Annotated in this window: 26 protein-coding genes; 13 read left to right on the top strand and 13 right to left on the bottom strand. The window is 73.4% G+C overall.

The genetic code is table 11. From position 1 onward, the window contains the following. Nucleotides 1-160: 160 nt before the first annotated feature. On the bottom strand, nt 161-733 hold the full coding sequence (locus AB0O01_RS28585) for a helix-turn-helix domain-containing protein (protein WP_365317763.1): 573 nt from the start codon (nt 731-733) through the stop codon (nt 161-163). Nucleotides 734-850: 117 nt separating this feature from the next. Then, nucleotides 851-1,654 carry an acyltransferase gene (locus AB0O01_RS28580; protein WP_365317761.1) on the bottom strand — a complete coding sequence of 268 codons (804 nt, stop codon included), beginning with the start codon at nt 1,652-1,654 and terminating at the stop codon, nt 851-853. A 118-nt stretch (nt 1,655-1,772) separates the two neighbouring features. On the opposite strand from AB0O01_RS28580, the gene AB0O01_RS28575 reads away from it, so the two are divergent. After that, nucleotides 1,773-2,297 carry a gamma carbonic anhydrase family protein gene (locus AB0O01_RS28575; protein ID WP_365317760.1) on the top strand — a complete coding sequence of 175 codons (525 nt, stop codon included), beginning with the start codon at nt 1,773-1,775 and terminating at the stop codon, nt 2,295-2,297. Between the two features lie 5 nt (nt 2,298-2,302). Here the strand turns inward: AB0O01_RS28575 and AB0O01_RS28570 are convergent, their stop codons facing one another. Both AB0O01_RS28570 and AB0O01_RS28565 read right to left on the bottom strand, forming a co-directional pair. Continuing rightward, complete coding sequence (locus AB0O01_RS28570) at nt 2,303-4,822, bottom strand: glycoside hydrolase family 3 C-terminal domain-containing protein (RefSeq protein ID WP_365317758.1); 2,520 nt, start codon at nt 4,820-4,822, stop codon at nt 2,303-2,305. A 217-nt stretch (nt 4,823-5,039) separates the two neighbouring features. Beyond that, entirely contained in the window at nt 5,040-5,477 is a 438-nt protein-coding gene (locus tag AB0O01_RS28565; RefSeq protein WP_365318015.1) for a DUF4442 domain-containing protein, read from the bottom strand. Nucleotides 5,478-5,668: 191 nt separating this feature from the next. Between AB0O01_RS28565 and AB0O01_RS28560 the strand changes: the two genes are divergently transcribed. Further along, entirely contained in the window at nt 5,669-6,871 is a 1,203-nt protein-coding gene (locus AB0O01_RS28560; protein WP_365317756.1) for a hypothetical protein, read from the top strand. Between the two features lie 270 nt (nt 6,872-7,141). Further along, a complete protein-coding gene (locus tag AB0O01_RS28555; protein ID WP_365317755.1) occupies nt 7,142-8,515 on the top strand; it encodes an MFS transporter in 1,374 nt (457 codons plus the stop codon). Here AB0O01_RS28555 and AB0O01_RS28550 read toward each other — a convergent pair. From AB0O01_RS28550 to AB0O01_RS28540, 3 genes are all read right to left on the bottom strand, one after another. After that, nucleotides 8,477-9,322, bottom strand: a complete 846-nt coding sequence (locus AB0O01_RS28550; RefSeq protein WP_365317754.1) for a fused MFS/spermidine synthase — start codon at nt 9,320-9,322, stop codon at nt 8,477-8,479. The two genes, AB0O01_RS28555 and AB0O01_RS28550, sit on opposite strands and share 39 nt — an antisense overlap. 73 nt (nt 9,323-9,395) lie before the next feature. Beyond that, complete coding sequence (gene tuf / locus AB0O01_RS28545; protein ID WP_365317752.1) at nt 9,396-10,565, bottom strand: elongation factor Tu; 1,170 nt, start codon at nt 10,563-10,565, stop codon at nt 9,396-9,398. A gap of 274 nt (nt 10,566-10,839) precedes the next feature. Then, the gene (locus tag AB0O01_RS28540) at nt 10,840-11,604 is read right to left on the bottom strand and encodes a DNA alkylation repair protein (protein ID WP_365317750.1); all 765 of its coding nucleotides are present in this window, start codon (nt 11,602-11,604) and stop codon (nt 10,840-10,842) included. 219 nt (nt 11,605-11,823) lie between these two features. Between AB0O01_RS28540 and AB0O01_RS28535 the strand changes: the two genes are divergently transcribed. Further along, nucleotides 11,824-12,705: a TVP38/TMEM64 family protein gene (locus tag AB0O01_RS28535; protein WP_365317748.1), complete on the top strand. Its 882-nt coding sequence runs from the start codon at nt 11,824-11,826 to the stop codon at nt 12,703-12,705. 190 nt (nt 12,706-12,895) lie between these two features. Here AB0O01_RS28535 and AB0O01_RS28530 read toward each other — a convergent pair whose 3' ends face one another. Next, nucleotides 12,896-14,065, bottom strand: a complete 1,170-nt coding sequence (locus AB0O01_RS28530; protein ID WP_365317747.1) for a thiolase family protein — start codon at nt 14,063-14,065, stop codon at nt 12,896-12,898. A 137-nt stretch (nt 14,066-14,202) separates the two neighbouring features. Between AB0O01_RS28530 and AB0O01_RS28525 the strand changes: the two genes are divergently transcribed. Further along, nucleotides 14,203-14,676: a helix-turn-helix domain-containing protein gene (locus AB0O01_RS28525; RefSeq protein WP_365317746.1), complete on the top strand. Its 474-nt coding sequence runs from the start codon at nt 14,203-14,205 to the stop codon at nt 14,674-14,676. 260 nt (nt 14,677-14,936) lie between these two features. Beyond that, a complete protein-coding gene (locus AB0O01_RS28520) occupies nt 14,937-15,812 on the top strand; it encodes an undecaprenyl-diphosphate phosphatase (protein ID WP_365317744.1) in 876 nt (291 codons plus the stop codon). A gap of 365 nt (nt 15,813-16,177) precedes the next feature. Here the strand turns inward: AB0O01_RS28520 and AB0O01_RS28515 are convergent, their stop codons facing one another. The 3 genes from AB0O01_RS28515 to AB0O01_RS28505 all read right to left on the bottom strand — a co-directional run bounded on the left by AB0O01_RS28515 (nt 16,178) and on the right by AB0O01_RS28505 (nt 18,778). Further along, nucleotides 16,178-16,510: a hypothetical protein gene (locus tag AB0O01_RS28515; RefSeq protein WP_365317742.1), complete on the bottom strand. Its 333-nt coding sequence runs from the start codon at nt 16,508-16,510 to the stop codon at nt 16,178-16,180. A gap of 394 nt (nt 16,511-16,904) precedes the next feature. Beyond that, nucleotides 16,905-18,080 carry a helix-turn-helix transcriptional regulator gene (locus tag AB0O01_RS28510; RefSeq protein WP_365317741.1) on the bottom strand — a complete coding sequence of 392 codons (1,176 nt, stop codon included), beginning with the start codon at nt 18,078-18,080 and terminating at the stop codon, nt 16,905-16,907. 59 nt (nt 18,081-18,139) lie between these two features. Continuing rightward, on the bottom strand, nt 18,140-18,778 hold the full coding sequence (locus AB0O01_RS28505) for an HAD family hydrolase (RefSeq protein WP_365317739.1): 639 nt from the start codon (nt 18,776-18,778) through the stop codon (nt 18,140-18,142). Between the two features lie 478 nt (nt 18,779-19,256). Between AB0O01_RS28505 and AB0O01_RS28500 the strand changes: the two genes are divergently transcribed. The 5 genes from AB0O01_RS28500 to AB0O01_RS28480 all read left to right on the top strand — a co-directional run bounded on the left by AB0O01_RS28500 (nt 19,257) and on the right by AB0O01_RS28480 (nt 21,597). Beyond that, the gene (locus AB0O01_RS28500; protein ID WP_365317738.1) at nt 19,257-19,475 is read left to right on the top strand and encodes a hypothetical protein; all 219 of its coding nucleotides are present in this window, start codon (nt 19,257-19,259) and stop codon (nt 19,473-19,475) included. Between the two features lie 24 nt (nt 19,476-19,499). Continuing rightward, on the top strand, nt 19,500-19,802 hold the full coding sequence (locus tag AB0O01_RS28495; RefSeq protein ID WP_365318013.1) for a 4a-hydroxytetrahydrobiopterin dehydratase: 303 nt from the start codon (nt 19,500-19,502) through the stop codon (nt 19,800-19,802). A gap of 113 nt (nt 19,803-19,915) precedes the next feature. Further along, entirely contained in the window at nt 19,916-20,407 is a 492-nt protein-coding gene (locus tag AB0O01_RS28490) for a hypothetical protein (RefSeq protein ID WP_365317736.1), read from the top strand. A gap of 250 nt (nt 20,408-20,657) precedes the next feature. After that, on the top strand, nt 20,658-20,837 hold the full coding sequence (locus AB0O01_RS28485; RefSeq protein ID WP_365317734.1) for a hypothetical protein: 180 nt from the start codon (nt 20,658-20,660) through the stop codon (nt 20,835-20,837). 181 nt (nt 20,838-21,018) lie between these two features. Beyond that, complete coding sequence (locus AB0O01_RS28480) at nt 21,019-21,597, top strand: AAA family ATPase (RefSeq protein WP_365317732.1); 579 nt, start codon at nt 21,019-21,021, stop codon at nt 21,595-21,597. A 10-nt stretch (nt 21,598-21,607) separates the two neighbouring features. On the opposite strand, the gene AB0O01_RS28475 is transcribed toward AB0O01_RS28480, so the two are convergent. After that, nucleotides 21,608-22,357, bottom strand: a complete 750-nt coding sequence (locus AB0O01_RS28475) for an SDR family oxidoreductase (RefSeq protein WP_365317730.1) — start codon at nt 22,355-22,357, stop codon at nt 21,608-21,610. A 566-nt stretch (nt 22,358-22,923) separates the two neighbouring features. Between AB0O01_RS28475 and AB0O01_RS28470 the strand changes: the two genes are divergently transcribed. Both AB0O01_RS28470 and lnt read left to right on the top strand, forming a co-directional pair. Next, nucleotides 22,924-23,364: a nuclear transport factor 2 family protein gene (locus AB0O01_RS28470; RefSeq protein WP_365317729.1), complete on the top strand. Its 441-nt coding sequence runs from the start codon at nt 22,924-22,926 to the stop codon at nt 23,362-23,364. A gap of 122 nt (nt 23,365-23,486) precedes the next feature. Next, complete coding sequence (gene lnt / locus AB0O01_RS28465; RefSeq protein WP_365317727.1) at nt 23,487-25,076, top strand: apolipoprotein N-acyltransferase; 1,590 nt, start codon at nt 23,487-23,489, stop codon at nt 25,074-25,076. 99 nt (nt 25,077-25,175) lie between these two features. Here lnt and AB0O01_RS28460 read toward each other — a convergent pair whose 3' ends face one another. Beyond that, entirely contained in the window at nt 25,176-26,090 is a 915-nt protein-coding gene (locus AB0O01_RS28460; protein WP_365317725.1) for a Gfo/Idh/MocA family oxidoreductase, read from the bottom strand. Nucleotides 26,091-26,095: the final 5 nt, after the last annotated feature.

Below are 26,095 nucleotides of genomic sequence, written 5' to 3'. Positions count from 1 at the left end.
TAACAGGCGCCTCGACGGCACCCACCCCGGGCAGGTGTCCCGGCCTCCGGACGGCGAACGGCCCCTCCGGACGGCGAACGGCCCTCCACGGGCGGAGCCACAGACCCGGCGGGCGAAGACTCAGCCCACCGGCAGCACCCCAGGCCCCCCGGTCCCCCGCTCAACCCACCGGCGGCACCGACACCGCCATCACCATCCGCATCGGAAGGTCCCCCGTGTTGCCGTAGACATGGGCGGCGTTGGCCTCGAAGGCGGCGCTGGCCCCGGCCGGGACGCGGTGGTCGGTGCCGTCGACGGTGAGGGTCAGTTCGCCCTCGATGACATGGACCAGCTCGACCGTGCCGGCCGGGTGCGGGTCGGAGGGGCTGGACTCGCCGGGCATCAGCCGCCACTCCCACAGCTCCAGCGGGCCGGGGGCCTCGGTCCCGGCGAGCAGCAGGTTGTAGCTGCCGGCGTCGGTGTGCCAGAGCCGTACGGCCTGGTCGGCGGGGACGATCCGGACCCTGGGGCCCTGTTCGTAGTCGAGGAGGGTGGTGATGCTGATGCCGAGCGCGTCACCGATCTTGACGACCGTGCCGAGGCTGGGGTTGGTGCGGGCCTGCTCGATCTGGATCAGCATGCCCCGGCTGACGCCCGAGCGGGCGGCGAGCACATCGAGGGTGAAGCCGCGCACCGCGCGCCAGTGCTTCACCGTGCGCGCCAGCGACTGGGTCAGCAGTTCGAGGTCCGACACATTCCACCCAACATCGACATCCAGACCGGCAGCGTCCGCCGGTCGGCGGCACCCGCCGCGCTCCGGTGCGCTGCACCCGATTGTTCACCGCACTGTACTGCGCGGCACTGCCCCGGCTCAGTCGGCGTCGAGCTGGGCGAGCCGGGCCAGGTCCTCCTCGTCCAGGCCGGCCAGCTCCGCGAGCCGGGCCGCCGCCGCCTCGTCCAGCCCGGACACCGCGAGGAGCTGCTCGGAGGTCACCCCGTCCGGGACCGGGACCGGCGCCGGGGTCCGCAGCGGCGGCTGCCAGCCCTCGGCGGGGGTCCAGCGCCGGACGACCCGGGCGGGAGCGCCCGCGACGACGGCGTGGTCGGGAACCGCCCCGCGCACCACCGCACCGGCGGCGACGACCACGTTCCGCCCGATGCGGGCGCCCGGCAGGATCACCGCGCCGGTGCCGATCCAGCAGCCGGGGCCGATCTCGACCGGCTCCATGCGCGGCCACTGCTTGCCGATGGGCTGGTGCGGATCGTCGTAGGAGTGATTGGTGGAGGTGATGTACACATACGGGCCGAGGTAGCAGTCGCTGCCGATGGTGACCGTGGTGTCGGCGATGACATGGCTGCCGCGGCCGAGGACGACTCCGTCGCCGATGCGCAGGATCGGGTCGGGGCCGAGATCGAGGTCGGGCATCAGCCCGGCGGTCAGGGTGACCTGTTCGCCGACGATGCAGTGGGCACCGAGCCGGATCCAGGGCTCGCCGAAGACCGTGCCGAGCGGGAAGGCCAGTCTGGTACCGGTTCCCATCGCGCCGAAGCGGAAGCGGCCCGGCCGCTCGGCCGTCACGGAGCCGGTGCGCTGCACCCAGGCCCAGCCCGAGTGCACAGCACGCTGCGCCACCCGGCGCCACCAGGACGAGAACGTGTTCCTGCGTTTCGTCACGGGTTCACGTTAATCGGCGGGCGGGCCGCTCCGCGGACCGGTGCCCTGTGATCTTCGCCCCACCGGGTGACGTACGGTGCTCAGCGGCAGGCACCTCCACCACCCGCAGGGAGACGGCATGGCACAGCAGGCGCTGATCACCGGTATCGGCGGCAGGGAGCCGCGCATCGACCCGACGGCGTTCGTGGCACCCACGGCCGCGGTCATCGGGGACGTGACGCTCTGTGCCGGGGCGAGTGTCTGGTACGGGGCGGTGCTGCGCGGCGATGTGGAGCGGATCTCGGTGGGCGCGGGCAGCAACGTCCAGGACAACTGCACCCTGCACGCCGACCCCGGCTTCCCGGTGACGGTCGGCGAGCGGGTGTCCATCGGCCACAACGCGGTGGTGCACGGCGCGACCGTCGAGGACGACTGCCTGATCGGCATGGGCGCCACCGTCCTCAACGGCGCCGTCATCGGCGAGGGTTCCCTGGTCGCCGCCCAGGCCCTGGTCCCGCAGGGCCTTGAGGTCCCGCCGGGCTCCCTGGTCGCGGGCGTACCGGCGAAGATCCGCCGCGCACTGACCGCCGAGGAACGCGAGGGCCTGACCCTCAACAGCACCCTCTACACAGAACTGGGCAAGGCCCACGGCGACCTGTACTGACCCCCTCACCCGCCACTCGGCGCGCCGGTGATCTCCACCTCCGCCCGCAGCGCCAGATCCCCCGACGACGCCCCCACCCACACCGTCCGCCGCCCCGTCCCCAGCACCCAGCCGTGCCGCTGCGGATCCCAGGACGACAGGGTGCGCCCGTCGATCCGGACGCTCACCTCGCGCCGCTCGCCCGGCCCGAGCGTCAGCCGCCGGTACCCCGCCAGCACCCGCACCGGCTGCTCCAGCCGCAGCTCCGGCGAGGGCCCCAGATACACCTGGGGCACGGCGATCCCGCTCCGGCCCCCCGTGTTGCGCACGGCGAAGACGACCTCGGCCCCCTCCGCCGTCCGGCGGGCCCGGAGCCCTTCGTAGGCGAAGGAGGTGTACGACATGCCGTGCCCGAAGGGGAACAGGGGCCGCACGCCCCGCGCGTCGTACCAGCGGTGGCCGAGGTGGACGCCCTCCGAGTACTCCACGACACTGTTCTCGCCGGGGTAGCGGCGGGTGTCGGCGGCGACGGGATGGTGGTCGTCGTCGGCCGGGAAGGTCTGGGTCAGGCGGCCCCCGGGGTCGCAGTCGCCGTAGAGCACGGCGGTGGTCGCGGCGGCGCCCTCCTGGCCCGGGTAGTACATCTGGAGCACCGCGCCGGTCCCCTCCAGCCAGGGCATCGCGGTCGCGGACGAGGTGTTGAGGACGACGGTGGTGCGCGGGTTGGCCGCGGTCACCGCCTCGATCAGCCGGTCCTGGCCGCCGGGCAGGGACAGGCTCGTACGGTCCCGGCCCTCGGTGGCGTCCTCGTGGGCGAACAGCACCACCCGGTCGGCGGCGCGGGCGATCCGTACGGCGTCGGCCACGTCGTCGCGGCGGGTCGTGCCGCTGATCCGGCGCAGCCGGAAGGAGAGCCCGGCGGTGCCGCCCTCGGCGGTGACGGCCAGCCGGTGGGCGCCGGGGGTGAGGGCGCGGGTGGCGCGACGGACGCCGAGCCCGTCGGGGGCGGTGGTGGTCAGTCCGCCCATGAAGTACTCGCCGTGGTCCGGGAGCTGAGGGAAGAGTTCCGTGCCGTCGAGGCGGACGGAGGGGCGGCGGGCGGGGTCGCCGGAGAAGTGCAGGACGAAGGTCCACTCGTCGGGCGCGTCGAGGGTGAGTGTGCCGTCGTAGGTCCAGGTCCGTCCCGCGGCCACGGTGCGGTGCTCGGCGGCGAGGGCGGGGGTGAGCAGGGTGGCGGGCAGCGGCTTGCCGAAGAGGTCCTCGCCGAGGGCGTGGGTGACCGAGGCGGCCCGCGCCCGCAGGGCGTCCAACGGGCTGACGGCCCGGTCGGGCACGACATGGGCGCTGCCGCCGCCGCTGACGAAGGGGTGGGAGGCGGACGCTCCGATCACCGCCAGCCGGGCGCTCCCGTCGAGGGGGAGGGTGCCCCGGGCGTTGCGCAGCAGGGTGGCCCCGGCCTTGGCCACCTCCAGGGCGACGGCCGCGCCCGCCGCCGGATCGCGCGCGGGCCGGGGCGGGGCACTCCCGTCGAGCAGCCCGAAGCGTTCCATCACCCCGAGCAGCCGCCCGGCCGAGGCGTCGACCAGTTTCTCCGGCACCCGGCCGTCCCGGACCGCCGCCGCGAGGGCCGCCCCGAAGTACCGGCCGTCGGGCATCTCCATGTCGAGTCCGGCGGTGATCGACGCGACGGTGCTCCGGGCGGCCGACCAGTCGGTCATCACCCACCCCTCGAACCCCCACCGCTCACGCAGGATCTCGCTCAGCAGCACCGGGTTCTCGCAGGCGAAGACCCCGTTCACCTTGTTGTACGCGCCCATCACCGCGCCCGCGCCGGCCGTGACGGCGGCCTCGAAGGCCCGCAGTTCGACCTCGTGCAGGGTGCGCTCGTCGACCCGGACGTCGACCGTCATGCGGTCCTGCTCCTGGTTGTTCAGGGCGAAGTGCTTGACGGTCGCGATCAGTCCGGCGTCCTGGACGCCCCGGATCTCGGCGGCGACGAGATCGGCGGCGAGCAGCGGATCCTCCCCGAACGTCTCGAAGTTCCGGCCCGCGTAGGGGGTGCGGATCAGGTTCACCATCGGGGACAGCAGCACATCCTGGCCGAGGGCGCGGCCCTCCCGCCCGATGACCTCGCCGTAGCGCCGCGCGAGCGCCGGGTCGAAGGCAGCCGCCAGCAGAACGGGGGCGGGCAGCGCGGTGGCGTGCCGGGCGACCCGGACCCCGGCGGGTCCGTCGGCCAGCCGCAGGGGCGGGATGCCGAGCCGTTTCACCCCGGGGACGTAGCCCGCCTGGCCGAGCGGGGCGGGGTCGGTGGCACCGTGCAGCAGGGAGATCTTCTCGTCGAGGGTGAGCTGTTCGAGCAGCGCCCCGGCCCGGCGCCCGGCTCCGGCCGCACCGGTCGGGACCGCCGTCGCCGGGCGCGCGCCGGATGCCCGCGCGCCCGCCGCCCGTACGGTGGAGGCGTGCGCGCCGGTGGCCGCCGCGACGACGGCGAGGGCACCGCCGAGCAGCCGCAGGGCGGATCGTCGGGGAACGGTGTCGGTCATGGGCCCACTGTGCGGCAGCGGAGGGTGACGAACCGTCAGGCGGGGTGTCGGGCGCGGCGGGGCCGGACGGTGCGGAGGGCGGGGGCTCACGGGGCGGAGGGCGGGGCCGGACTGGACGGAGGGGCCTCACGGGACGGGCGCGGGGCCTCGCGGAGGCGGGGCCGGTCCCCGCCGCTGCCGACCCCGGCCCCCACCCCGTGCCGGGCGTGCCGCCGCCTCAGCCGCCCGGCCGCAGCGTCCAGACGACCGTCATCTCCGCCGTCACCGCCCCGTCCTCGCGCCGGATCTCCACGGCGACCGGGAACTCGGGGCGCTCCCCGGCGTCGAGTTCGGCGACGATCTCGGGGATCGGGCGGCCGAGGGTGGCCGTGGCGGTCACCGGGCCCAGCGCGATCTTGCGGAAGTCGATCTCCGCGTGCACGGGCAGCGGCACGGCCCGCGCCAACTGGTCACCGAAGGCGGCCAGTACGACGGCCCCGCTGGCGGACTCGCCGAGGGTGAACATCGCGCCCGCGTGGGGCCCGCCGACATGGTTGCGGTACTCCTCCTGGTCCGGAAGGGCCAGCACCGCCTTCTCCGGGGTGGTCTCCAGGTAGGCGAGTTCGAGGGTCCGCACCATCGGCACCGTGGCGGCGAGCAACTCGCCGATCGTCATCTGGTCAGCGCTCATGAAGGCCATGTTACCCACGGGTAGCGGAAAGGTCGCCGGAGAGGCACCGGGAACTGCGCTCCGCTGAGGCCCCTCTCCGATGAGGCCCCTCCGATGAGGCACCGGACACCTTCGGTACAGCACCGACGATGGCCGGTGACCCCATCGTGTCCCGCTCCGCACTAGGGTTACCGCACATGTGGCCAGGACAGCAGCCGCCAGGGGGCGAGCAGAACCCGCAGGGGCACCCGGAACAGGGACACCCGCAGCAGCATCAGCATCAGGGCACTCCCTCACCGAGCGCTCCGCAGCAGAACCCGTACCAGCAACCGGGCACCCCGCAGCCCGACCCGGACCCGCAGCCCGGCGCCCAGCCCAATCCCCAGCCGCAACCCGGCGCCCCCCAGCCCAACCCGTACCAGCAGCCCGGCTACCAGCAGCCGAACCCGTACCAGCAACCGGGCTACCAGCAGACCCCGTACCCGCATCAGCCCCACCAGCCCCCGCAGCCCCACCAGTCGCAGCACCACCCCGCCTGGACCGTGCCCACCCCGGTGAGCGACCCTCAGCCGCCCTCCGGCGGAGGCGGGAACCGGACCAGGCTGGTCGCCATCGTCGCCGCCACGGCCGTCGTCATCGCGGCCGGTGTCACCGGCTACCTGGTCCTGGGCGGCGACCAGGACAGCGCCAAGGACCCCGCCGACGCGGGCGGTCCCGAGGCGAGCCAGTCGGCGTCCCGGGAACCGGCCGGGTCCCCGAGCGCCCAGGAGAACCCGCGCGGCACGGAGACCGAGAAGCCGACGGTGCCCGGCTGGAAGGTCGTGGTGAACCCCAAGTGGGGCATCGCCTTCGACGTACCGGCCGACTGGGAGGTGCAGTCGCCGACCCTGAGCATCGGGTTCGAGGAGTCGGACTCGGACGACTTCAAGCCGCTCATCACCATGGCCGGCACGGCGCTCTACCAGTCCAAGTGGTGCACCAGCGACGACAACAAGGACGGCAGCACCGACGACACCTCGCTCGGCGCGGTCGGCACCAAGGGCGCGGACGGCGCGAAGGACACCGACGAGGTCGCCATCAACAACGTGTCCTGGTGGGTGTACGGCGGCTACACCCAGCCCGACCGCAAGAGCGTGCAGAGCCCCGACAAGGCGGAACCGTTCACCACCGATTCCGGCATCCAGGGCTCCATCGCCTGGGCGCGGTCCACAAACACCCCGCAGACCGGCAAGTGCGCCAGCGACGGCAAGGCGCTCACCTTCGGCTTCAAGAACTCCAGCAACGACTTCGTCTCCTGGAACTTCTACGGCGCCAAGGGAGTGCAGGACGAGATCCCGGACGCCGATGTCCTGAAGATCCTCAAGACGGTACGGCTGCACGGCGAACCGACCGGCGGCTGACCCGGACCGGGCCGGGAGGCCGTGGCCGGGAGGCCGTGGCCGGGAGGCCGTGGCCGGGAGGCCGTGGCCGGGAGGCCGTGGCCGGAAGGCCGTGGCCGGAAGGCCGTGGCCGGAAGGCCGTGGCCGGAAGGCCGTGGCCGGAAGGCCGTGGCCGGAAGGCCGTGGCCCGGCCGCGGACAACGGTTCGGCCGCCCCGGTCGAAGTCGAAGGGCCCCGGAAAGTCCGGCAAGGGGTTTGGCAAGGGGCTCTCCGGCCGGAGATAGTCGGGCCGTGCAGACCCCCGCCACACCCCCCACGCCCCCCGGCCCGCCCCCGTCCTCCCCCCGGCGCCGTCCCGCCTGGGCGGGCCGCAACTACACCCTGCTCACCGGCGCGGCCTTCATCACCAACCTCGGCAGCAACGGGGCGCTGATCGCCGCAGCGTTCGCGGTGCTGGAGGCGGGCGGCGACGGCGGGGACGTCGGGCTGGTGGCCGCCGCGCGCACCCTGCCGCTGGTGCTGTTCCTGCTGATCGGCGGCGCGCTCGCGGACCGGCTGCCGCGCCACCGGGTGATGGTCGCGGCGAACGCCCTGAACTGTGTCTCCCAGGGCCTGTTCGCGGTGGTCGTACTCACCGGGCGGGCCGAGCTGTGGCACATGATGCTGCTCTCCGCGCTCGGCGGCACCGGCCAGGCGTTCTTCAGCCCGGCGGCCGAGGGCATGCTGCTGTCCAGTGTGACCGCCGAGCACGCCAGCCGGGCGTTCGCGATGTTCCGGATGGCGATGCACGGGGCGGCGCTCGGCGGGGCCGCGCTGGGCGGGGCGATGGTCGCCGCGCTGGGCCCCGGCTGGGTCCTGGCGGCGGACGCGGTGGCCTTCGCGCTCGCCGGGGCGCTGCGCTGGTTCCTGGACGTGAGTCATATCCCGGCCCGGGAGCCGGGCGGCGGGCTGCTGTCCGATCTGCGGGAGGGCTGGCAGGAGTTCAGCGGACGGCCCTGGCTGTGGAGCGTCGTCGTCCAGTTCTCGATCGCGAACGCGGTGGTGGCCGCCGCCGACGGCGTCTACGGCCCCCTGGTCGCCCGCGACCATCTGGGCGGCGCCGGTCCCTGGGGTCTGGCGCTGGGCTTCTTCGGCGCGGGCACGGTCGCCGGGGCGCTGCTGATGACCCGCTGGAAACCCCGCAGGCTGCTGCTGGCCGGCACCCTCGGGGTCTTCCCCCTGGCGCTGCCGGCGGCGGCCCTCGCCGTACCGGCGTCGATCGGGGTGCTGTGCGCGGTCATGTTCCTGACCGGCGTCACCCTGGAGATCTTCGGGGTCTCCTGGATGACCGCGCTGCACCAGGAGATCCCGGAGCACAAGCTGTCCCGGGTCGCCGCCTACGACTGGTTCGGCTCGGTGTCCCTGGTGCCGCTGGCGACGGCGCTGGCGGGCCCGGCGGAGTCGGCCTTCGGCCGGACGGGCGCCCTGTGGGGGTGCGCGGTCCTGGTGATCGTGGTGACGGCCCTGGTCCTGTGCGTCCCGGAGGTACGGACCCTGCGCCGCCGCACCAAACCGGTGACGACGTCGAAGCCCCCCGCCCCCCACACGCCGCCCACCCCAACGGAAGCGCCCACCGCCCCACCCCCGTCACCCGACCCCGAACGCCCCCTCCGGCGGAACCGGTGAGGCGACCGCCTCCGCGTCCCGGACCGGTCGCGCCCCGCCGATGAAGTCCCGGAGCGCGGCCCCGTGCACCACCCGCGCCGGAAAGGCGTCCGCGGCGGTCCGCCGGGCCAGCGCCGCCACGTCGACAGGGTGACGCGAGGCCACGACCACCGCGTTGCCGAACCGCCGCCCGCGCAGCACCCCCGGTTCGGCGACCATCGCCAGTTCCCCGAAGACCGTCGCGAGGTTGGCGAGTTGGGTGCGCAGAAACCCGAAGGGCGCCCCGTCCGCGAGGTTGGCGAGATAGACGCCGCGCTCCCGGAGCACCCGGGCGACCGTCCGCGCATACTCCACGGAGGTCAGCGACGCGGGCACCCGCGAGCCGCCGAAGACATCGCCGATCACCACGTCCGCCGAGGAGTCGGGGGCGGATTCCAGCCACTGCCGGGCGTCCGCCGCGTACAGCTCGGCCGGGATCTCCGGGGGCAGCGGCAGATGCTCGGTGACGAGATCCAGCAGCCCCCCGTCCGCCTCGACCACCCGTTGCCGGGACCCGGGCCGGGTGACCCCCAGGTACCGGGGCAGGGTCAGCCCGCCACCGCCCAGGTGGACGACGTCCCACGCCCGTCCCGGCGCGTCCAGCACGTCCAGGGCGTGCCCGAGCCGCCGGGTGTACTCGAACTCCAGACGGTCGGGCGCGTCGAGATCGACGTAGGACTGCGGTGCCCCGTCGACGGTGAGCAGCCAGGCGCGCGGCAGGTCCACATCGGGCAGCAGCTTCACGGTGCCGTACTCGGTGACCCGGAGCACGGGAAGGGCGTCGTTCACCCACCCATTGTGCGGGGGCGGCACGGGGGGCCCGGCACGGCCGCGGCCCCCCGCCCCCTTCACACCCGGCGGGTCACAGCAGGGCCGTCACCGTCCCCGCCCCCACCGTCCGGCCGCCCTCGCGGATCGCGAAGCCGAGCCCGGCCTCCAGCGGTACGTCCCGCCCCAGTTCCACGGTCATGGTCACCGTGTCCCCGGGCCGGGCGACCCCGGCCTCGCCGAGGTCGACGTTCCCGACGACATCCGCGGTGCGGATGTAGAACTGCGGCCGGTACCCGGTGGCGACCGGTGTCGTCCGCCCGCCCTCGCGGGCCGACAGCACGTACACCCGGGCGGTGAAGCGCCGGCTGGGCGCCACGCTGCCCGGCGCGGCGACGACATGCCCGCGTCGCACCGCGTCCCGGGGCACCCCGCGCAGCAGCAGCGCCACGTTGTCCCCGGCCTGGGCCTCCGTCATGGGCTTGCCGAAGGTCTCCAGCCCGGTGACGACGGACTCCAGCTCCGCGCCGAGCACCTCGACCCGGTCGCCCATCCGGATCGTGCCGCGCTCGACGGCGCCGGTGACGACCGTGCCGCGCCCGGTGATGGTGAGCACGTTCTCCACCGGTAGCAGGAACGGGGCGTCGAGATACCGCTCGGGCAGCGGGACATAGGTGTCCACCGCGTCGAGCAGCGCCTCGACGGACGCGGTCCAGCGCGGGTCGCCCTCCAGCGCCCCGAGCCCGGAGACCCGCACGACCGGTACCGCGTCGCCCGGGTAGCCGTTGCGGGTCAGCAGGTCGCGGACCTCCAGCTCGACCAGGTCGGTCAGCTCCTCGTCGCCCGCGTCGGCCTTGTTGAGGGCGACGACGATGTGGTCGACGCCCACCTGCCGGGCGAGCAGGACGTGTTCGGCGGTCTGCGGCATGATCCCGTCCAGCGCGGACACGACCAGGATCGCCCCGTCGAGCTGGGCGGCGCCGGTGACCATGTTCTTGATGTAGTCGGCGTGACCGGGCATGTCGACATGCGCGTAGTGCCGGGTGTCGGTCTCGTACTCGACGTGCGCGATGTTGATGGTGATGCCGCGGGCGGCCTCCTCCGGGGCGCGGTCGATCCGGTCGAAGGGCACGAAGGTGCCGGAGCCGCGCTCGGCGAGGACCTTGGTGATGGCGGCGGTGAGCGTGGTCTTGCCGTGGTCGACATGGCCCATGGTGCCGATGTTGAGATGCGGTTTGGTGCGGATGTACGCCGTCTTGGACATGACTGAGTTCCTCGTAACCCGGCTCGAAGCCTGCTGAGGGTGGAAGACGGGACCCCGGATTCCGGCCGACCCTCCCCCTGCGGGGTCCGCCGGTCGTTCCGGGGAGGGTCAGCTTCGGGCGCCGTCTACAGCGGCCAGGAGCACAAGGACGGCAGCCTTCGGAGCATCCGCGGCGGCGGATGCGGCGAGAAGGAAGGCGTACCGGAACATGGAGAGATCATCGCTGGCGAAGCCCCCCGGCGTCGAACGGTTTTCCCGCCCCGCCCGGCCGCCCCTACTCCCCCGCCCCTTCCGTCTCCCCTTCCCCCTCCCCGATGTTCTTGAGGGCCTCCCGGACCGAGAGCGGCGCGAAGCGGCCCCGTTCGCGCGCCAGGAAGTCCCGTACGGCGTCCGGGTCGGTCTTGGCGTACTCGCGCAGCGCCCAGCCGATGGCCTTGCGGATGAAGAAGTCGGGGTGGCCGGACCTGCGCAGGCAGTAGCCGAAGAGCCGCTCGGTGTCGGTCCGTTCCCGGTAGCGGAGCTGGTGGAGCAGGGCGGTGCGGGCGACCCAGAGGTCGTCGTCGGTGATCCAGCGGTCCAGGTCGGCGGTGAGCCGGGGATCGGCGGCCACCAGTCCGCCCACGACATGCACGGCGAGCAGATCGACGGTGTCCCACCAGGAGCCGGTGGTGATCAGCCGCCGGGCCACCGGCAGGAAGGCGGAGGAGCAGCGGGCGGTGTGGCGGCGGAGGTAGTCGACGGCGAAGTACTGGTACTCGCGCTCGGGCAGCGCCCAGCAGCGCAGGGCGACGGCGGTGCAGTCGGCCTCGGCGGGGCGGGGCGTCCCGGCGAGCACCGTGCGGGACAGCGTCCGCCGCACCGGTGTGGTGAGGCCGAGGAAGGGGGCGATGTCCTTCATGTACGCCCGCATGGCCGCGGCCCGGTCGGGGTCGGCGGCGGCCGGGTAGACGGTGGTGAGCCGCTCCAGCAGGGTGTCCGCGAGCGCGCTGCCCGGTACCGCACCCGCACCCGCTCTTCCTTCCCCGCCTCCGTCGCCCATGGGCGCACGATACGGCGACGGCGGCGCACCCGCCCGGTCCGGTTCGGGAACGACTGTGCCGCTTCTCACAAGTGGGCGGAGCGAACCAGCCATAGGACAATCGCGTATACAGACGTGACCCCTGTGGGATCGTGGGCACGGGCCGCCTGCTTCCCGGCACGCGCCCGCCCCGCCTCCCCGCCGTCGGGACCCCGCCCTCGGGAAACTCCGGGAGTTCACTTGTTCGATGCCAGCACCCGCCCTGGGGGCACCGGTACGGCCGCACCCCCGGCCGCGCCCACCGGACTCGCGCACACCACCGCCCTCCCCGCCGGTGCCGTGCCCCTGCGTCCCACCCTCGCCGTCCGCTGTGCCAGAGCGCTGCTCTCGCCCTGGGCCCGGTTCGCCCTGCTGGTGGCGCTGCTGGTGGGGGCGGGGGCGACCGTCCTGCTGTTCGAGCCGCAGCGGCTGCTGCGGGAGGGCTGGCCGCCGCAGCTCGGCGGGGTGCTCGCCGCGCTGGTGTTCGCCGCGGCGTACGGCCTGGTCACGGTGGCGTTCGTACCGCGCCCGCTGCTGAATCTGGCCGCGGGGGCGGTGTTCGGGTCGCAGTTGGGCATCGCCACGGCCCTGGCGGGTTCGGTGATCGGCGCCGCGATGGCCTTCGGGCTGGGCCGGGCGCTGGGCCAGGACGCGCTGCGCCCGCTGCTGCGGGGGCGGCTGCTGACCGCGGTCGACGGCCAGCTCAGCCGCCACGGCTTCCGGTCGATGCTGGCGGTGCGGCTGTTCCCGGGGGTGCCGTTCTGGGCGTCGAACTACTGCGCCGCGGTGTCCCGGATGGGCTGGGTCCCGTTCCTGATGGCGACCGCGCTGGGGTCGATCCCGAACACGGCCGCGTATGTCGTCGCCGGGGCGCGCGCCTCGACGCCCACCTCGCCCGCGTTTCTGATCGCCCTGGCCTGCATCGCCGTACCGGGTCTGGCGGGCACGGTGATGGCCTGGCGCAAGCGCCACCACTTCCGGGGCCGCCCGGCGGCGAAGGACGGGGCGGGAACGGCGGGGACGGGAACCGGGACCGGGGTGGCGCCGGTGTGCGCGACGGCGGACGACCGGCAGGGCGGCTGAGCGGGCCGGAGAGGCCACTGATCGGACCGGAGACGGCACACGGGACGCCGACGCCGCTCGCCGATGCGCGGACGCGCGGACGCCAGGGACTGGACCCCGGCGGGCAGGATCCCGGCGCCAGGGACGCCGACCCGCGGGACCCCGGCAGGCGGGAACACCGGCGGGCAGAGGCACCCGCACTCGGGCCGCCTCAGACAGCCTCCAGGATCATCGCGTTGGCGAGGCCGCCCGCCTCGCACATGGTCTGGAGCCCGTAGCGCGCCCCGCGCTCGCGCAGGGCGTGGACCAGTGTGGTGGTCAGCCGGGTCCCGCTGGCGCCCAGCGGATGCCCCAGCGCGATGGCACCCCCGTTGACATTGACCCGCCCGAGATCGGCGCCGGTCTCCTGCTGCCAGGTCAGGACGACACTGGCGAACGCCTCGTTGACCTCGAAGAGGTCGATGTCGCCGAGGGTGAGCCCGGCCCGGCGCAGCACCTTCTCCGTGGCGGGGACGACCCCGGTGAGCATCAGGAGAGGGTCGGAGCCGGTGACGGCGAAGCTGTGCAGCCGGGCGAGCGGGCGCAGACCGAGCCGGGCGGCGGTGTCGCCGGACATGATCAGCACGGCGGAGGCGCCGTCGTTGACGGGGCTGGAGTTGCCGGCGGTGACGTTCCACTCGATCTGCGGGAAGCGCTCGGCGAACCCGGGGTCCCGGAAGGCGGGCCGGAGCCCGGCGAGGATCTCGGGGGTGGTGCCGGGCCGCACGGACTCGTCCCGGGTGACGCCGTCCAGCGGGACGACCTCCGCGTCGAACCGTCCGGCGGCCCAGGCGTCGGCGGCCCTGCGGTGGGAGTCGGCGGCGAAGGCGTCCATGCGCTCCCGGCCGAGGGACCACTTGGCGGCGATCAGCTCGGCGCTGATGCCCTGCGGTACGAGGCCCTCCGGGTAGCGGGCGGCGACCCCGGGCCCGAAGGGATCGGCGCCGGGCGGCACGTTCGACCACATCGGCACCCGGCTCATGGACTCGACCCCGCAGGCGACGACGATGTCGTACGCGCCCGACAGCACGCCCTGGGCGGCGAAGTGCACGGCCTGCTGGGAGGAGCCGCACTGCCGGTCGACGGTGGTGGCGGGGACGCTCTCCGGGAACCCGGCCGACAGGACGGCGTACCGGGTGGTGTTCATGGCCTGCTCGCCGACCTGGTCGACGGTGCCGCCGATGACGTCGTCGATGAGCGCGGGGTCGATGCCGGAGCGCTCGACAAGGGCGCGCAGGGTGTGGGCGAGGAGTTCGACGGGGTGGAGGTGCGCGAGGGCACCGCCGGGTCTGCCCCTGCCGATGGGGGTGCGTACGGCTTCGACGACGACTGCGTCACGCATGTGCGGCCCTCCCCGGCCGGGCGGCGACGCCTGCGCGGCACCCCGCACGCCGGTACTCGACGGCTTCGGTAAGTAGGATTTCCCAACCCACCCTAGCTCTGCTGGTTGGAAAATCAAACCCTCACTACACTGACCCCATGGCCGCCCGAAAAGACGCCCGCCCCTGTTCCATCGCCGACGCGCTCGCCCTGGTCGGTGAGAAGTACTCGCTGCTCGTGCTGCGCGAGGTCTGCCTCGGCAATGGCCGGTTCGACCAGTTGGTACGGAACATCGGCGCCCCCCGCGACATCCTCGCCACCCGGCTGCGCCGCCTGGTGGACGCCGGGATCCTCACCAAGCGGGCGTACAGCGAGCGCCCGCAGCGGTTCGAGTACCGGCCGACGCAGGCCGGGCTGGAACTGGAGCCGGTGCTCATGACACTGATGGCGTGGGGCGACCGCCATCTGCGTCCGGACGGCGACCGCCCGATGATCATCGATCACCGCTGCGGCCACGAACTGTCACCGCAGGTGGTGTGCCGGGCGTGCGGCGAACAGGTCCACCACGAGGACCTCACGGCACGACCGCAGGCGGCGGGGTGGGGGGTGACGGGGCCGACGGCGGCGGCGTGAGGCCGGGGGGAGGGCTGGGGGGCGGGACCGACGGCGGCGGCATGAGGCAGAGGGAAGGGCTGGAGGCGGGACCGACCGACCGCGACGGGCAAGCACCGGACGGACAACGGCCGTGCGGGGAAAGGACGTACGAAGCCCCTGTGTGGGGCGGGCGCCCGGCGGGACGCTACGCTGCCTCCACCACACCTGATCACCCGCATGGGCGAGTGTCGGTGTGTCCGTAGCCCGTTGCACGATCGGCACTTGGACTCCGTACTTTCATGTCTTGGTTCGAATCACTCATCCTCGGACTCGTCCAGGGGCTGACCGAATTCCTTCCCGTGTCCTCCAGCGCGCATCTGCGGCTGACGGCGGCGTTCTCCGGCTGGGAGGACCCGGGGGCGGCCTTCACCGCGATCACCCAGGTCGGCACGGAGGCCGCGGTGCTGATCTACTTCCGCAAGGACATCGGCCGGATCGTGCTCGCCTGGTGCCGCTCGCTCTACAGCAAGGAGTGGCGGCGGGACCACGACGCCCAGATGGGCTGGCTGGTGATCATCGGCTCGATCCCGATCGGTGTGCTCGGGGTGACGCTCAAGGACCAGATCGAGGGGCCGTTCCGGGATCTGCGGATCACGGCGACGATGCTGATCGTCGTCGGCATCATCATCGGCATCGCGGACCGGATGGCGGCCCGCGACGAGACGGGCGGGCGGCATCGCGCCCCCAAGCAGCGCAAGGGCCTCCAGGACCTCAACGCCAAGGACGGCCTGATCTTCGGCCTCTGCCAGGCGTGCGCCCTGATCCCCGGCGTCTCCCGCTCGGGCGCGACCATCACGGGCGGCCTCTTCATGGGCTACAACCGCGAGGCCGCCGCCCGCTACTCCTTCCTCCTCGCCATCCCGGCGGTCCTGGCCTCGGGCCTGTACGAACTGAGCGACGCGATGGAGGGCGGGCATGTGACCTGGGGCCCGACCATCTTCGCGACGATTGTCGCTTTTGCCACGGGATATGCCGTCATTGCATGGTTTATGAAATACATCAGCACGAAGTCCTTCATGCCGTTCGTCTGGTACCGGATCGCCCTCGGGATCATCATCATCGTGCTGGTCATGACGGGCGTACTGAGCCCGCACGCGGCGGAGTCGGCGGGCTGAGGGGGCGCTCCGGATCGGCCGGGATCAGCTAGCGGCGAGTGGCTGTGACCGGGGGTTCGTAGAGGGGCTTGAGCCTCGGCCGGGAGCCGGGCGTACCGCTCCCGGATCTGATCTGCTGCACGAGCGCTGAGCGCGGTCCCGGCCGGGACGGGGCGCACCGGCCGGGACCGCGGACGATGCCGTCCGCCCCTCGCCGACCTGAGGGACGGACGGCGGTCATCGGCGGACGTCGGGATGGGTCCGCGGGTACGTGCCCTCGCACTGGGCTTTGTGGAGGTAGACCGCGCAGCCGTCCCGGGACTCGCCCGGGTTGTCGAGCCGGTAGGGCTCGCCCTCTGTGATGGGCTCTCCGCACCGCCGGCAGGTCATCGGCGTCCCTCACGCCTGAGGCGGCGCAGGCTGGACGCGTCGTCGCAGCCTCCCGCGTCGTCGGTGCACTGCTCGCAGAGCCCGGCGTGGTCCATGAGGGCGCGGTAGGCCCGCTCCCCGGTGTGGGCGCGGCAGGCTCGGGGGAACCAGCGGCCCGTGCCGTCCTTGCGCTCGCCGAGGTCGACGGCGGTCTCGGCGGTGAGCGGCTTCTCGTCGGCGCCCCAGACGCAGACGGCGCCGCGCCGTTGGTCCACGGTGAGCGTGTCCAGCGCTGGGATTTCGAGGAGGCTGAGCGCCTCGGCTGAGATGTCATGGGTGGTGCTCATCATGGGGTCGCCCCCTCGGGCGGCCGGGCGGTACCGTGCGGCATGTCGACTCCTTCGTGGTCGGCCATGCCCCGGGACCGTGACGGCGGTCGCCGGGGGCTCCTTCCGGCAGAGGGATCCCGCTCACGGCACCCGCATGTGACGACTGCCCACACGCGAGTCGCGCCGCGTATCACGACCCTCCCTGCCTCGCGCAAGGGACCGGAGACGACTCCGCAGTGGAAGCAGGCCAGCCCGTGAAGGCGGGCGATGCTCACGCTGTGACTCACGACCGTCGGAGGGGGCAGGGGCTCGTCTGACATCCCGGGTCCCGGTCCCATCTGCTCGGTTTTGCGCGTGAGACAGATGGTGGCCCGTCGGGAAGGGCACAAGTACCCCAGCGCGGGGTACCCCGGTATCAGGTGGCGGCGCACCACTCCGCGAAGGCGGTCAGGTCATCCACGCCCGCCCGCTTCAGCCGCCGCAGCGTCGCAGCGTCCTGCCGCACCCACGGGTGCTCGCGGGTGTGCTGGGGCGCGATCTCCCGCGCGACCTTCAGCGCCTCGAACGCCGCATCGGGGTGACCCGCCCAGAGCTGGGCGCGGGCCATCTCGATGTAGAAGCCCGACCGGCGCTCGGCGGGCAGCGAGGTGGGGGGCTTCCACTCCCGGGCGACTTCCAGGGCGCGGCCCACATGGTCGTTGCCGAGGCTGACCGCGACCGAGACCTCGTGGATACGGACGGAATCCGGACCGAACGCGGTGCCCAGGTAGACGTCCTCCTTCACATTCTCTGCCAGCTTCCGCGCCTCGGACAGATGAAGGGTGGCGGCACTGGCGTCGGCCGCTCGTCCGGCGATGACCGCCGCCCGCATGTGGAGGGCCCCGCGTGACGCGGCGGTCGGCACGTCGTCCGGGGCCGGTGACGCATCGATCGCCGCTTCCAGCGCACGCAGCCCGACAGCGTGGGCGCGGGCGGCGAAGAAGGTCTCCGTGCGCACGTAGGCGACGGACGACGCGAGCAGCGGGTCGCCGGACTCCGGCACGGCCCACCGCATCAGCTCGATCATCCGGGCGGACAGGTCGCGGGCGCCGAACTTGTACGCGACCGCATCGGCGCTGCGGGCGGCACGGACGACCAGCGCCGACCAGTCGCTCCGGCTGCCCAGCGCGGAGTTGTAGCCGCGCAGCAACTCGGCGAGCAGAGCAGGGAGCTTCCGGGCGATCGGCGTGTAGCGCGCCGCCAGCCGCCAGCCCTCGGCCTCCTCGACTGCCCCGTGCAGTGCGGCGAGTGGTCGTACCGGGCCGTTGTCGGGGAGGTCGTACGCGGCGATGGAGTGCGACAGGGACGGCAGCGCGTCGCGCACCCGGGTCCGCGCCGCATCGCGGTCGGACAACAGCTCGCTCGGGTCCACTCCGAGAGCATCGGCGATAGCGTCCATGACGGCGACGCCCGCCCCGCGCTCACCGCGCTCGATCTTGCGGATCGTGCCCAGTGCGACCCCTGCCGTGTCGGCCACCTGCCGCTGCGTCAGCGGCGGGCGGTGGACACTGCGGTAGTACGCGATCCGTTTGCCGACCTCGCGCGCAGACATGCTGCCCCCTTTGTCCGTTCAGGGCCACCGTAGCGGCGTGAGGGGTACGTCGTGGAGGGTCAGCCAGAGACGATGCCGGCCAGTTCGCCGAGGCTGCCGATGCGGTAGTCCGCCTGCGCTGCCTCCGGGGTATCGGCCCACAGGTGCCCCCAGGGCCCGCGCCGCAGGTGCGCGGTGAGCAGTCCGGCCGCCCTCGCTGGAGCGATGTCGTTGGCCGGGTGGTCGCCGACGTACAGGCTCACGGCCGTGTCCAGGTCAGCGGCGGCCAGCACGCGGGCGAAGAACTCCGTCTCCGGTTTGGCCACGCCGAGGTCGCCAGAGGTGACGATGAGGTCGGCGGGCAGATCGAGACCGCGAAGGAGATCACCCGCGAGGGCGGTCTGGTTGCCCGCGATGATGACGCGGGCGCCGAGGGCACGGAGGGCTGCGAGCGCTGGGCGGACATCCTCGTACAGGTCGCTCTCATCGAGGCGCTCACCCCGCCCCGCTGCCTCGCGGGCGGCGTACTCGGCTGGGATGTCGATGCCGGGCCGGAGCATCCGCAGGGCCTCGGCGTTGTCGTGGCCCTGGGCAACGACGGCGCCGACGAGGGCGGAGACGGTGTGGCGCGGGATGTCGAGCCAGTCGGCCCACGCCGCCCAGAAGCGGTCATCCCGCGTGATCGTCTCGCCGACGTCGAAGATCACAGCGCGAATCATGCGGCGAGCGTACCCGCACAGCAACGGTGCCTCTTTCGCGCGAGGCGAGAAGGACGCGATGGCAAGAGGCTACGGAGCAGTCCGGCGGCCCCAGCCGACCTTGAACCGCTCGTCGATGGCCAGCCCCTGATCCTGCGACCGACGGTGAGCGGCTGCGTAGCCACTTGCCGGGTTGACCCGAGGCCGGATTTCCAGGACACGGGCGCAATGGACGGCGCCGCCTTCGGGCGGGGCATCACTCAGGAGATGGCGATGCGCGCCCGTGATCCTCAACTGATCGGCTACTTCCCGGTCAACTCGGCTCAGGTGAGCACCGATCTGTGCAGGGCGGCCCTTGAGGACGGGCGGCGGCTCATGCCGAAGGTCCGGATCATGGCGATGGAGCAACAGACCCACGGCGCTGGCCTCACCCTCGACCGGACGGCGGTGGGGGCAGGTCCTTCGGATCGTCCTGGAGACGGCACGCCGGGACCGAGGCGTGTACCTCGCCCGGCACGCCACTGCGGCAGCCGCTGCCGGTGAGCCCGAGCAGGCGCTGGAGATCGCGCGGTGCGCCGCGGACATCGCGGTCGAGACCCTGTCGGCCAGGATGCGGCGGGAGTTGGTGACCCTTCAGGGGGCGATGCGGCCGTGGCAGGATGCTCCGGTCGGCCAGGATCCGGGAGAGGTGCTGGCCCCTGCGATCGGAGGGAGCTGACCGTGTCGGACGGACGCGGCGCCGCTGTCAGAGAGCGAGATCGAGACCGCCTTGGGCCAGGTGCCGGGCTGGCGGCGGGACGGCGACGAGATCACCCGCTCCTACGCGATCCGCTACCACGGCGGGGTGGCGATGATCGTGCATGTCGCGGACGTGGAGCGGTTGATCGGCCACCACGCGGACATCGATCTGCGCTGGGGGACGATCCGCTTCGGGATCACCACCCACGACGCCGGTCACCGACTGACGGCGGACGACTTCGATCTCGCGCGTCGGATCGACGCCATCGCACAGGCGCACGGCGCGGAGCCGGTCACGGAGATGTAGCCGGTACCGGCACGACGAACACCCCGCCCGAGCGAAGCAGAACGCGCACCCGGTCGGCCCGTGTCCGCAGCGCGCAGCGGACTCCACGAAGTACTTTCCAACTGAGGAGTGTCGTGACCACGATTGCCGTGACCGGGCACATGGACCTCACAGACGCCAGCGTCCCCCTGGTACGGGACGCCCTGCGTGAAGTCCTGAAAACGCACGCCGCCGCGCTGACCGGCGTGTCGTGCATCGCGAAGGGAGCCGACTCGTTGTTCGCGGAGGCCGTGCTCGAACTAGGTGGGCGCCTCGTGGCGGTCATCCCCTCGCAGGACTATCGGCAGAGCAAGGTGAAGCCCGACCACACCGAGACCTTCGACCGGCTCACCGCCGCAGCCGCCGAGGCCATCGTGCTCCCGCACGAGACGGCAAACCGGGGCGCCTACGAGGACGCCAACCGGACGCTGCTCCAGCAGGCCGAGCGCCTGGTTGCCGTCTGGGACGGGACGCCTCCGAGCGGCAAGGGCGGCGGCACCGCGGACACCGTTCTGGAAGCACGCGAGGCGGGAGTACCTGTCGACGTGGTCTGGCCCGAGGGCGCCGCGCGACGAAGTGCCGCGTAGACGCGACAGCGCGCTCCTCCCCGCCCGAAGCGAGAAGTCCTGGCACGACGAAACGGCCCGCTCCCCTGTCGGGCGAATTCCAGGGGCCGGTACGCGATCGGATCTCGCCGGTCCACAGGCGGCCGTCTCCCCGTCGAGGCCGCCACCCGAGGGGGCGGGGCCGATGCGAACAACCGGTCCCGGCCAAACCCCGTCCGCTGCCGTAGTCGGGCGGTAGCGCTGTGTCAGTGCTTGGCCCTAGGCTTGCCGCATGTCCCCAGATTCCGAGCGCCGTGGTTTCATTCGTTCCGCCGCCGAGCTGAACGAACAGATCCGGGCCCTTTGGCTGCGCGCGGGCGGCTCGCTGTCCGTCCAGGAGCGCGCGGAGTACGAGTTGCTGGTGGTGGAGTGGGCCGCGGCGGTGCGCGGGGAGATCGTCGAGGCGGCGTAGGACGAGGCGAGGGCGAGGCCGAAGCCGACCCGGGCAGTACCGGCCCACGCACACCCGCGCCACGCACAACCGCGCCAGGCGGAACCGACCGGCGAAGAGCCGCTCAAGGAAGGGCCGATCAGCGCAGGGCCCACCGGGCACCGGCCGTCGGCCGCGACACCCCGCGTGACACCCTCCCCCCATGGACCACCTCACCACCGCCCCACCCCGCCAGGGCCTGATCATCTTCCTGAACGGAACGACGAGTTCCGGCAAATCCGCCATCGCCGCGGAGCTGCTCCCGATCCTGGACGAGCCGTACTTCCACCTCCCGGTTGACGCCTTCCACGCGCTCCGCTCCCCCGTCCCCGTCCCGCCCGAGTCCCTGGACCTCCTGCTCCACCGCACCTGGCGCGGCTACCACCGGGCGGTCGCGGGCATGGCGGCGGCCGGCAACCACATCGTCATGGACCATGTGCTGAGCGCCGACTGGCGTCTTGAGGACTGCCTCGCCCTCTTCTCCCCGCGCGATGTCGTCCTCGTCGGCGTGCACTGCCCCCTGCCCGAGCTGGAGCGCCGCGAGCGGCTGCGCGGCGACCGCCCGCCCGGTCTCGCCGCCCGCCAGCTCGCGCAGGTCCACGCCCATGGCGTCTACGACATCGAGTGCGACACCGGTACGACCGACCCGGCGGCCTGCGCCCGGCTCATCAGGGACTTCCTGGACGACCGGCCCACACCCACCGCCTTCGAACGCCTCCGCGCGACCGCGGGCGCCCGCTGACCGCACGCCCTCAGCGCCCGCCCGACACCCGCAGCACCGCACCCGTCGTGAAGGAGGACTCCGGCGAGAGGAGCCAGGCGATGGCGGCGGCGATCTCCGCGGGGTCGCCGGGGCGGCGCAGCGGGGTCGTGGCCGCCATCCGGGCCGCGCGCCCGGGGTCCCCCATCGCGGCGTGCATCTCGGTGTCGATGACGCCGGGCGCCACCGCGTTGACCCGCACCCCGTCGGGGCCGAGTTCCTTGGCGAGGCCCAGGGTGAGGGCGTCGACGGCGGCCTTGGTCGCCGCGTAGTGGACGTACTCGCCGGGGCTGCCGATCGAGGCGGCGGCGGACGACACGTTCACGATCGCCCCGCCCCCGCGACCGCCCCCGGTCATCGACCGGGCCGCACGGCGGCAGCACAGCAGCGTACCCAGCAGATTGACGTCCACGACCCGGCGCAGATCGTCGGTGGACGTGTCCGCGAGGCGGCCCAGCGGGCCGGTCACCGCCGCGTTGTTCACCAGTCCCGTGACCGGGCCCAGCTCCCGCTCCGCCCGCTCGAAGAGCCCGTCGACCTCGCTCTCGACGGAGGTGTCGACCCGGACGACCGCGCAGCGCCGCCCCGCCGCCCGCACCCCGTCGGCGACGCCTTCCGCCGCCCGCTCGTCCCGTACGTACCCGACGGCCACGTCATGCCCGTCCGCGGCCAGCCGCAGACAGGTCGCGGCCCCGATCCCCCGACTGCCACCGGTGACCACGGTGACGGGCTGCTGCGCCATACGGGCTCCCCCCATCTCTCCCCATTTCGACCTATCTGTCCGCTTCGCTCCCGGCAGACTCGATCAAGAGTACGGGCGCCGCCTCCCCGCGCCCGTCCGCCATGGAGGACGCGTCCGTGATCGAGCAGTCCCCGGCGCGGACCCCCGCCACCCCGCACCCTCCTCACCGGCACGGACACCGGCCGGCCCCGCTTCGACGGATGGGCCCTGCACCTGCGACCAGAGGGAGAGTTCGCTGCCCGTCGCCACGGCGAGGGTGCGTCCGGAGGGCGAGAAACCGGCGGCCCGAACCTCGGAGCAGGACGCGTCCACCAGGTGCCACCAGCGCTCCCCGTGCGGACCGTCGTGCGGGAGTCCGCCGTCGCGGGAGAGGAGAACCCGCAATCCCTGTCCCTCCCCACCCCGCGTCCTCGACCGACCGCCCCATGATCCCCCCCGCACCCGAAACCCCGCCCCCGCACCCCGGCCCCGGCCCCGGCTCCCGGCTCCACCGGAGGAGCCGCCCCCCTCCCCGAATGTCCTGCACGCCCCTTGGCTCCCCACTCCCCGTGTCCAACACTGATCAGGTGACGCAGCGTGTGGAGCTGGCGACCCTGATGGACCGGATGGCCGTGGACGGGCTGATCACCGACTACGCCGTGGCCGTCGACGACGGTGACTGGGAGGCGTACCGGGGGCTGTTCACCGCCGACGGCCGGGCGGACTACCGTTCGGCGGGCGGGATCGAGGGCGGGGCGCGGGCGGTGTCGGAGTGGCTCGCGGAGCATCTGCGGGTGTTCCCGGTGCGGCAGCATCTGATCGTCAACCGGAGGGTGCGGTTCGAGATCCTGGAGCGGGACACCGGGGACACCGCGCGGGTGCAGGCCGACTATGTCAATCCGATGGGCGCCTCGGCGGTCCCCGACTTCATCTGCGGCGGGCGCTACGCCTTCGGGGCGGTCCGCACCGGGGACGGCTGGCGGCTGAGCGAGGTCGTCGTCCGGGAGAAGTGGCGGCGGGTGTCCTGAGCCGACGAAGGCCATGAGGAGGGCCATGAGGAGGGCCCCGAGGGAGCTGACGTGGCTTGATGTGGGTGGGGGCGATCAAGGTCCCCTGTACCTCGATCCGGCGGCGGGGTCACACTCGTCGTATGACCTCATCGCGGCGGCTGCTCGGCTCCGACTGGCGGCGGTCGGTCGTCGCGGCCGGGGCGGGGGCGCTGCCGCTGCTGGCGTTTCCGGCTCCGGCGCTGTGGTGGTGGGCGCCGGTCGCGCTGGTGCCGTGGCTGCTGCTGGCGCGCGGGGCGCCGACCGGGCGGCGGGCGCTGTACGACGGCTGGTGCGGCGGCTTCGGGTTCATGCTGGGTGTCCATCACTGGCTGCTGCCGAATCTGCATGTCTTTACCTTCGTCATCGCGGCGCTGCTGGGCGCGCTCTGGGCGCCCTGGGGCTGGCTGGTGCGCCGGTTCCTGGGCGGGACGCCCTCGCCGGGGCGGGTCGGGGCGGCGCTGCTGGTACTGCCGTCGGGGTGGCTGGCGGTGGAGCTGGTGCGGTCCTGGCAGGGGCTGGGCGGGCCGTGGGGGATGCTCGGGGCGAGCCAGTGGCAGACGGCCCCGGCGCTGCGGCTGGCCTCGGTGGGCGGGGTGTGGCTGCTGAGCTTTCTGCTGGTCGCCGTGAATGTGGCGGTCACGGCGCTGGTGGCGGTGCGGGCCGGCCGGGTGCCCGCCCTCGCCGGGCTGCTCGCCACGGCCGCCGCGACCTCGGCGGCCTGGGCGTGGGCGCCGCACCCCGAGGTGGCGGAACGGGTCGCCGTGGCCGTCGTCCAGCCCGGGGTGGTGGGCGGGGCCGACAGCGGGGACCGGCGGTTCGACCGGGCGGAGGCGCTGACGCGGGAGTTGGCCGGGCGGGGTGCGGAGCTGATCGTGTGGGGGGAGTCGAGTGTCGGGTTCGATCTCGGGGAGCGGCCCGATCTGGCCGGGCGGCTGGCGGCGCTGTCGCGCGGGACCGGTGCGGAGATCCTCGTCAATGTGGACGCGCGGCGGCCGGGGCTCCCGGGAATCTACAAGAGTTCGGTGCTGGTCGACGACGGGGGGCCGACCGGGGACCGGTACGACAAGATGCGGCTGGTGCCGTTCGGGGAGTACATCCCGGCGCGGTCGCTGCTGGGGTGGGCGACCTCGGTCGGCGAGGCGGCGGGCGAGGACCGGGTGCGGGGCACCCGGCAGGTGGTGATGGCGACCGGCGGCGGCCTGCGGATCGGGCCGATGGTGTGCTTCGAGTCGGCGTTCCCGGACATGAGCCGGGCGCTGGCCGCGGCCGGGGCGGAGGTGCTGGTCGCCCAGTCGGCGACCTCGACGTTCCAGCAGAGCTGGGCGCCCGAGCAGCACGCCTCGCTGACCGCGCTGCGGGCCGCCGAGACCGGCCGCCCGATGGTGCACGCCACCCTGACCGGCGTCTCCGTGGTCCACGGCCCGGACGGCACCCGGGTCGGCGCCCCGCTGGGCACGGACGCGAGCGCGTCCCGGGTGTACGAGGTGCCGCTCGCCGCCGGGGTCACCCCGTACGTCCGCCACGGCGCCTGGCCGGTACACGCGGCGCTGCTGGTGCTCGCCGGGCTGGGGGCGGCGGAGGCACTGCGGGCGATCAGAAACAGAAACCGGCGGGCCGCTCCCGCACCGGACGCACCGCCCGCGCCGCCCGCACCATCCGCTCATGACCGGCCCGGGCGCCCGGGACGCTGAGCACCCCGGCCCTCCCCGTACCGACTCCCCACCCGCTCACGACCGGCCCGCGCGCCAGGGGACCCTGAGAGCGCCCCCGCCCTCCCCGCACGGACCCCCTCAGAACCCGGCGGCAGGCCGCTCCGTCACCGCCCGCACCACGCGCTCGCACATCTCGTGCGTCGCCAGCGCGTCACGGGCGCTGAGGGTCTTCCCGGCGCGCACCGCGTCGAGGAAGCCGAGGGCGACCTGCTCGATACCGCGCTGGCGGGCCACCGGCACCCAGTCGCCGCGCCGCCGCACGGTGGGCTGGCCCTTGTGGTCGATGACGTCGGAGATGTTGAGCACCTGGCGCTTGGTGTCCTGCCCGGACACATCGAGGATCTCCTCGGTGGAGCCGCTGAGCCGGTTCATCACCCCGAGCGCGGTGAAGCCGTCCCCGGCGAGCTGGAGCACCACATGGTGGAGCAGTCCGTCCAGCACCCGCGCCCGCACGGTGACGTCCTCGATCTCGCCGGGCACCAGGAAGCGCAGGGTGTCCACGACATGGATGAAGTCGTCCAGGATCATCGCGCGGGGCTCCTCGGGCAGCCCGACCCGGTGCTTCTGCATCACGATCAGCTCGCGCGGATGCTCGGCGCACTGCGCGTACGCGGGCGCGTACCGCCGGTTGAAGCCGACGGCCAGGCTCACCCCGCGCTCCTCGGCGAGGGTCACCAGGCGCGCGGAGTCGGCGAGTTCGTAGGCGAGCGGCTTGTCGACGTACGTCGGGACGCCCGCCGTCAGCAGCCGGGTCACGATCTCGGGGTGCACGGCGGTCGGCGCGTGCACGAAGGCCGCGTCCAGGTCCTGGGCGAGCAGGTCGTCCAGCGTGGTGTGGCGCTGCGCGGCGGGCAGGCGCAGTCCGTCGGCGACCCGGTGGAGGGTGGCGGGCGTCCGGGTCTGGAGGTGCAGCTCGATCCCGGGCTGGGCGCCGAGCACCGGCAGATACGCCTTCTGCGCGATGTCACCGAGTCCGATGCAGCCGACCTTCACGCCAT

Origin of the sequence: Streptomyces sp. NPDC093252, assembly GCF_040683675.1 — a bacterium.
Taxonomy (GTDB): Bacteria; Actinomycetota; Actinomycetes; order Streptomycetales; family Streptomycetaceae; genus Streptomyces.
Note: the sequence above shows the minus strand (reverse complement) of the source record. Positions and strands in the feature narration are given on the sequence as shown.

Excerpts from the sequence above, each read along its gene's own strand:
- AB0O01_RS28575 (WP_365317760.1), top strand. The coding sequence starts at position 1,773 with ATGGCACAGCAGGCGCTGATCACCGGTATCGGCGGCAGGGAGCCGCGC.
- AB0O01_RS28570 (WP_365317758.1), bottom strand. The coding sequence starts at position 4,822 with ATGACCGACACCGTTCCCCGACGATCCGCCCTGCGGCTGCTCGGCGGT.
- AB0O01_RS28565 (WP_365318015.1), bottom strand. The coding sequence starts at position 5,477 with ATGACGATCGGCGAGTTGCTCGCCGCCACGGTGCCGATGGTGCGGACC.
- AB0O01_RS28560 (WP_365317756.1), top strand. The coding sequence starts at position 5,669 with ATGTGGCCAGGACAGCAGCCGCCAGGGGGCGAGCAGAACCCGCAGGGG.
- tuf (WP_365317752.1), bottom strand. The coding sequence starts at position 10,565 with ATGTCCAAGACGGCGTACATCCGCACCAAACCGCATCTCAACATCGGC.
- AB0O01_RS28540 (WP_365317750.1), bottom strand. The coding sequence starts at position 11,604 with ATGGGCGACGGAGGCGGGGAAGGAAGAGCGGGTGCGGGTGCGGTACCG.
- AB0O01_RS28530 (WP_365317747.1), bottom strand. The coding sequence starts at position 14,065 with ATGCGTGACGCAGTCGTCGTCGAAGCCGTACGCACCCCCATCGGCAGG.
- AB0O01_RS28525 (WP_365317746.1), top strand. The coding sequence starts at position 14,203 with ATGGCCGCCCGAAAAGACGCCCGCCCCTGTTCCATCGCCGACGCGCTC.
- AB0O01_RS28520 (WP_365317744.1), top strand. The coding sequence starts at position 14,937 with ATGTCTTGGTTCGAATCACTCATCCTCGGACTCGTCCAGGGGCTGACC.
- AB0O01_RS28515 (WP_365317742.1), bottom strand. The coding sequence starts at position 16,510 with ATGATGAGCACCACCCATGACATCTCAGCCGAGGCGCTCAGCCTCCTC.
- AB0O01_RS28510 (WP_365317741.1), bottom strand. The coding sequence starts at position 18,080 with ATGTCTGCGCGCGAGGTCGGCAAACGGATCGCGTACTACCGCAGTGTC.
- AB0O01_RS28505 (WP_365317739.1), bottom strand. The coding sequence starts at position 18,778 with ATGATTCGCGCTGTGATCTTCGACGTCGGCGAGACGATCACGCGGGAT.
- AB0O01_RS28485 (WP_365317734.1), top strand. The coding sequence starts at position 20,658 with ATGTCCCCAGATTCCGAGCGCCGTGGTTTCATTCGTTCCGCCGCCGAG.
- AB0O01_RS28480 (WP_365317732.1), top strand. The coding sequence starts at position 21,019 with ATGGACCACCTCACCACCGCCCCACCCCGCCAGGGCCTGATCATCTTC.
- AB0O01_RS28475 (WP_365317730.1), bottom strand. The coding sequence starts at position 22,357 with ATGGCGCAGCAGCCCGTCACCGTGGTCACCGGTGGCAGTCGGGGGATC.
- lnt (WP_365317727.1), top strand. The coding sequence starts at position 23,487 with ATGACCTCATCGCGGCGGCTGCTCGGCTCCGACTGGCGGCGGTCGGTC.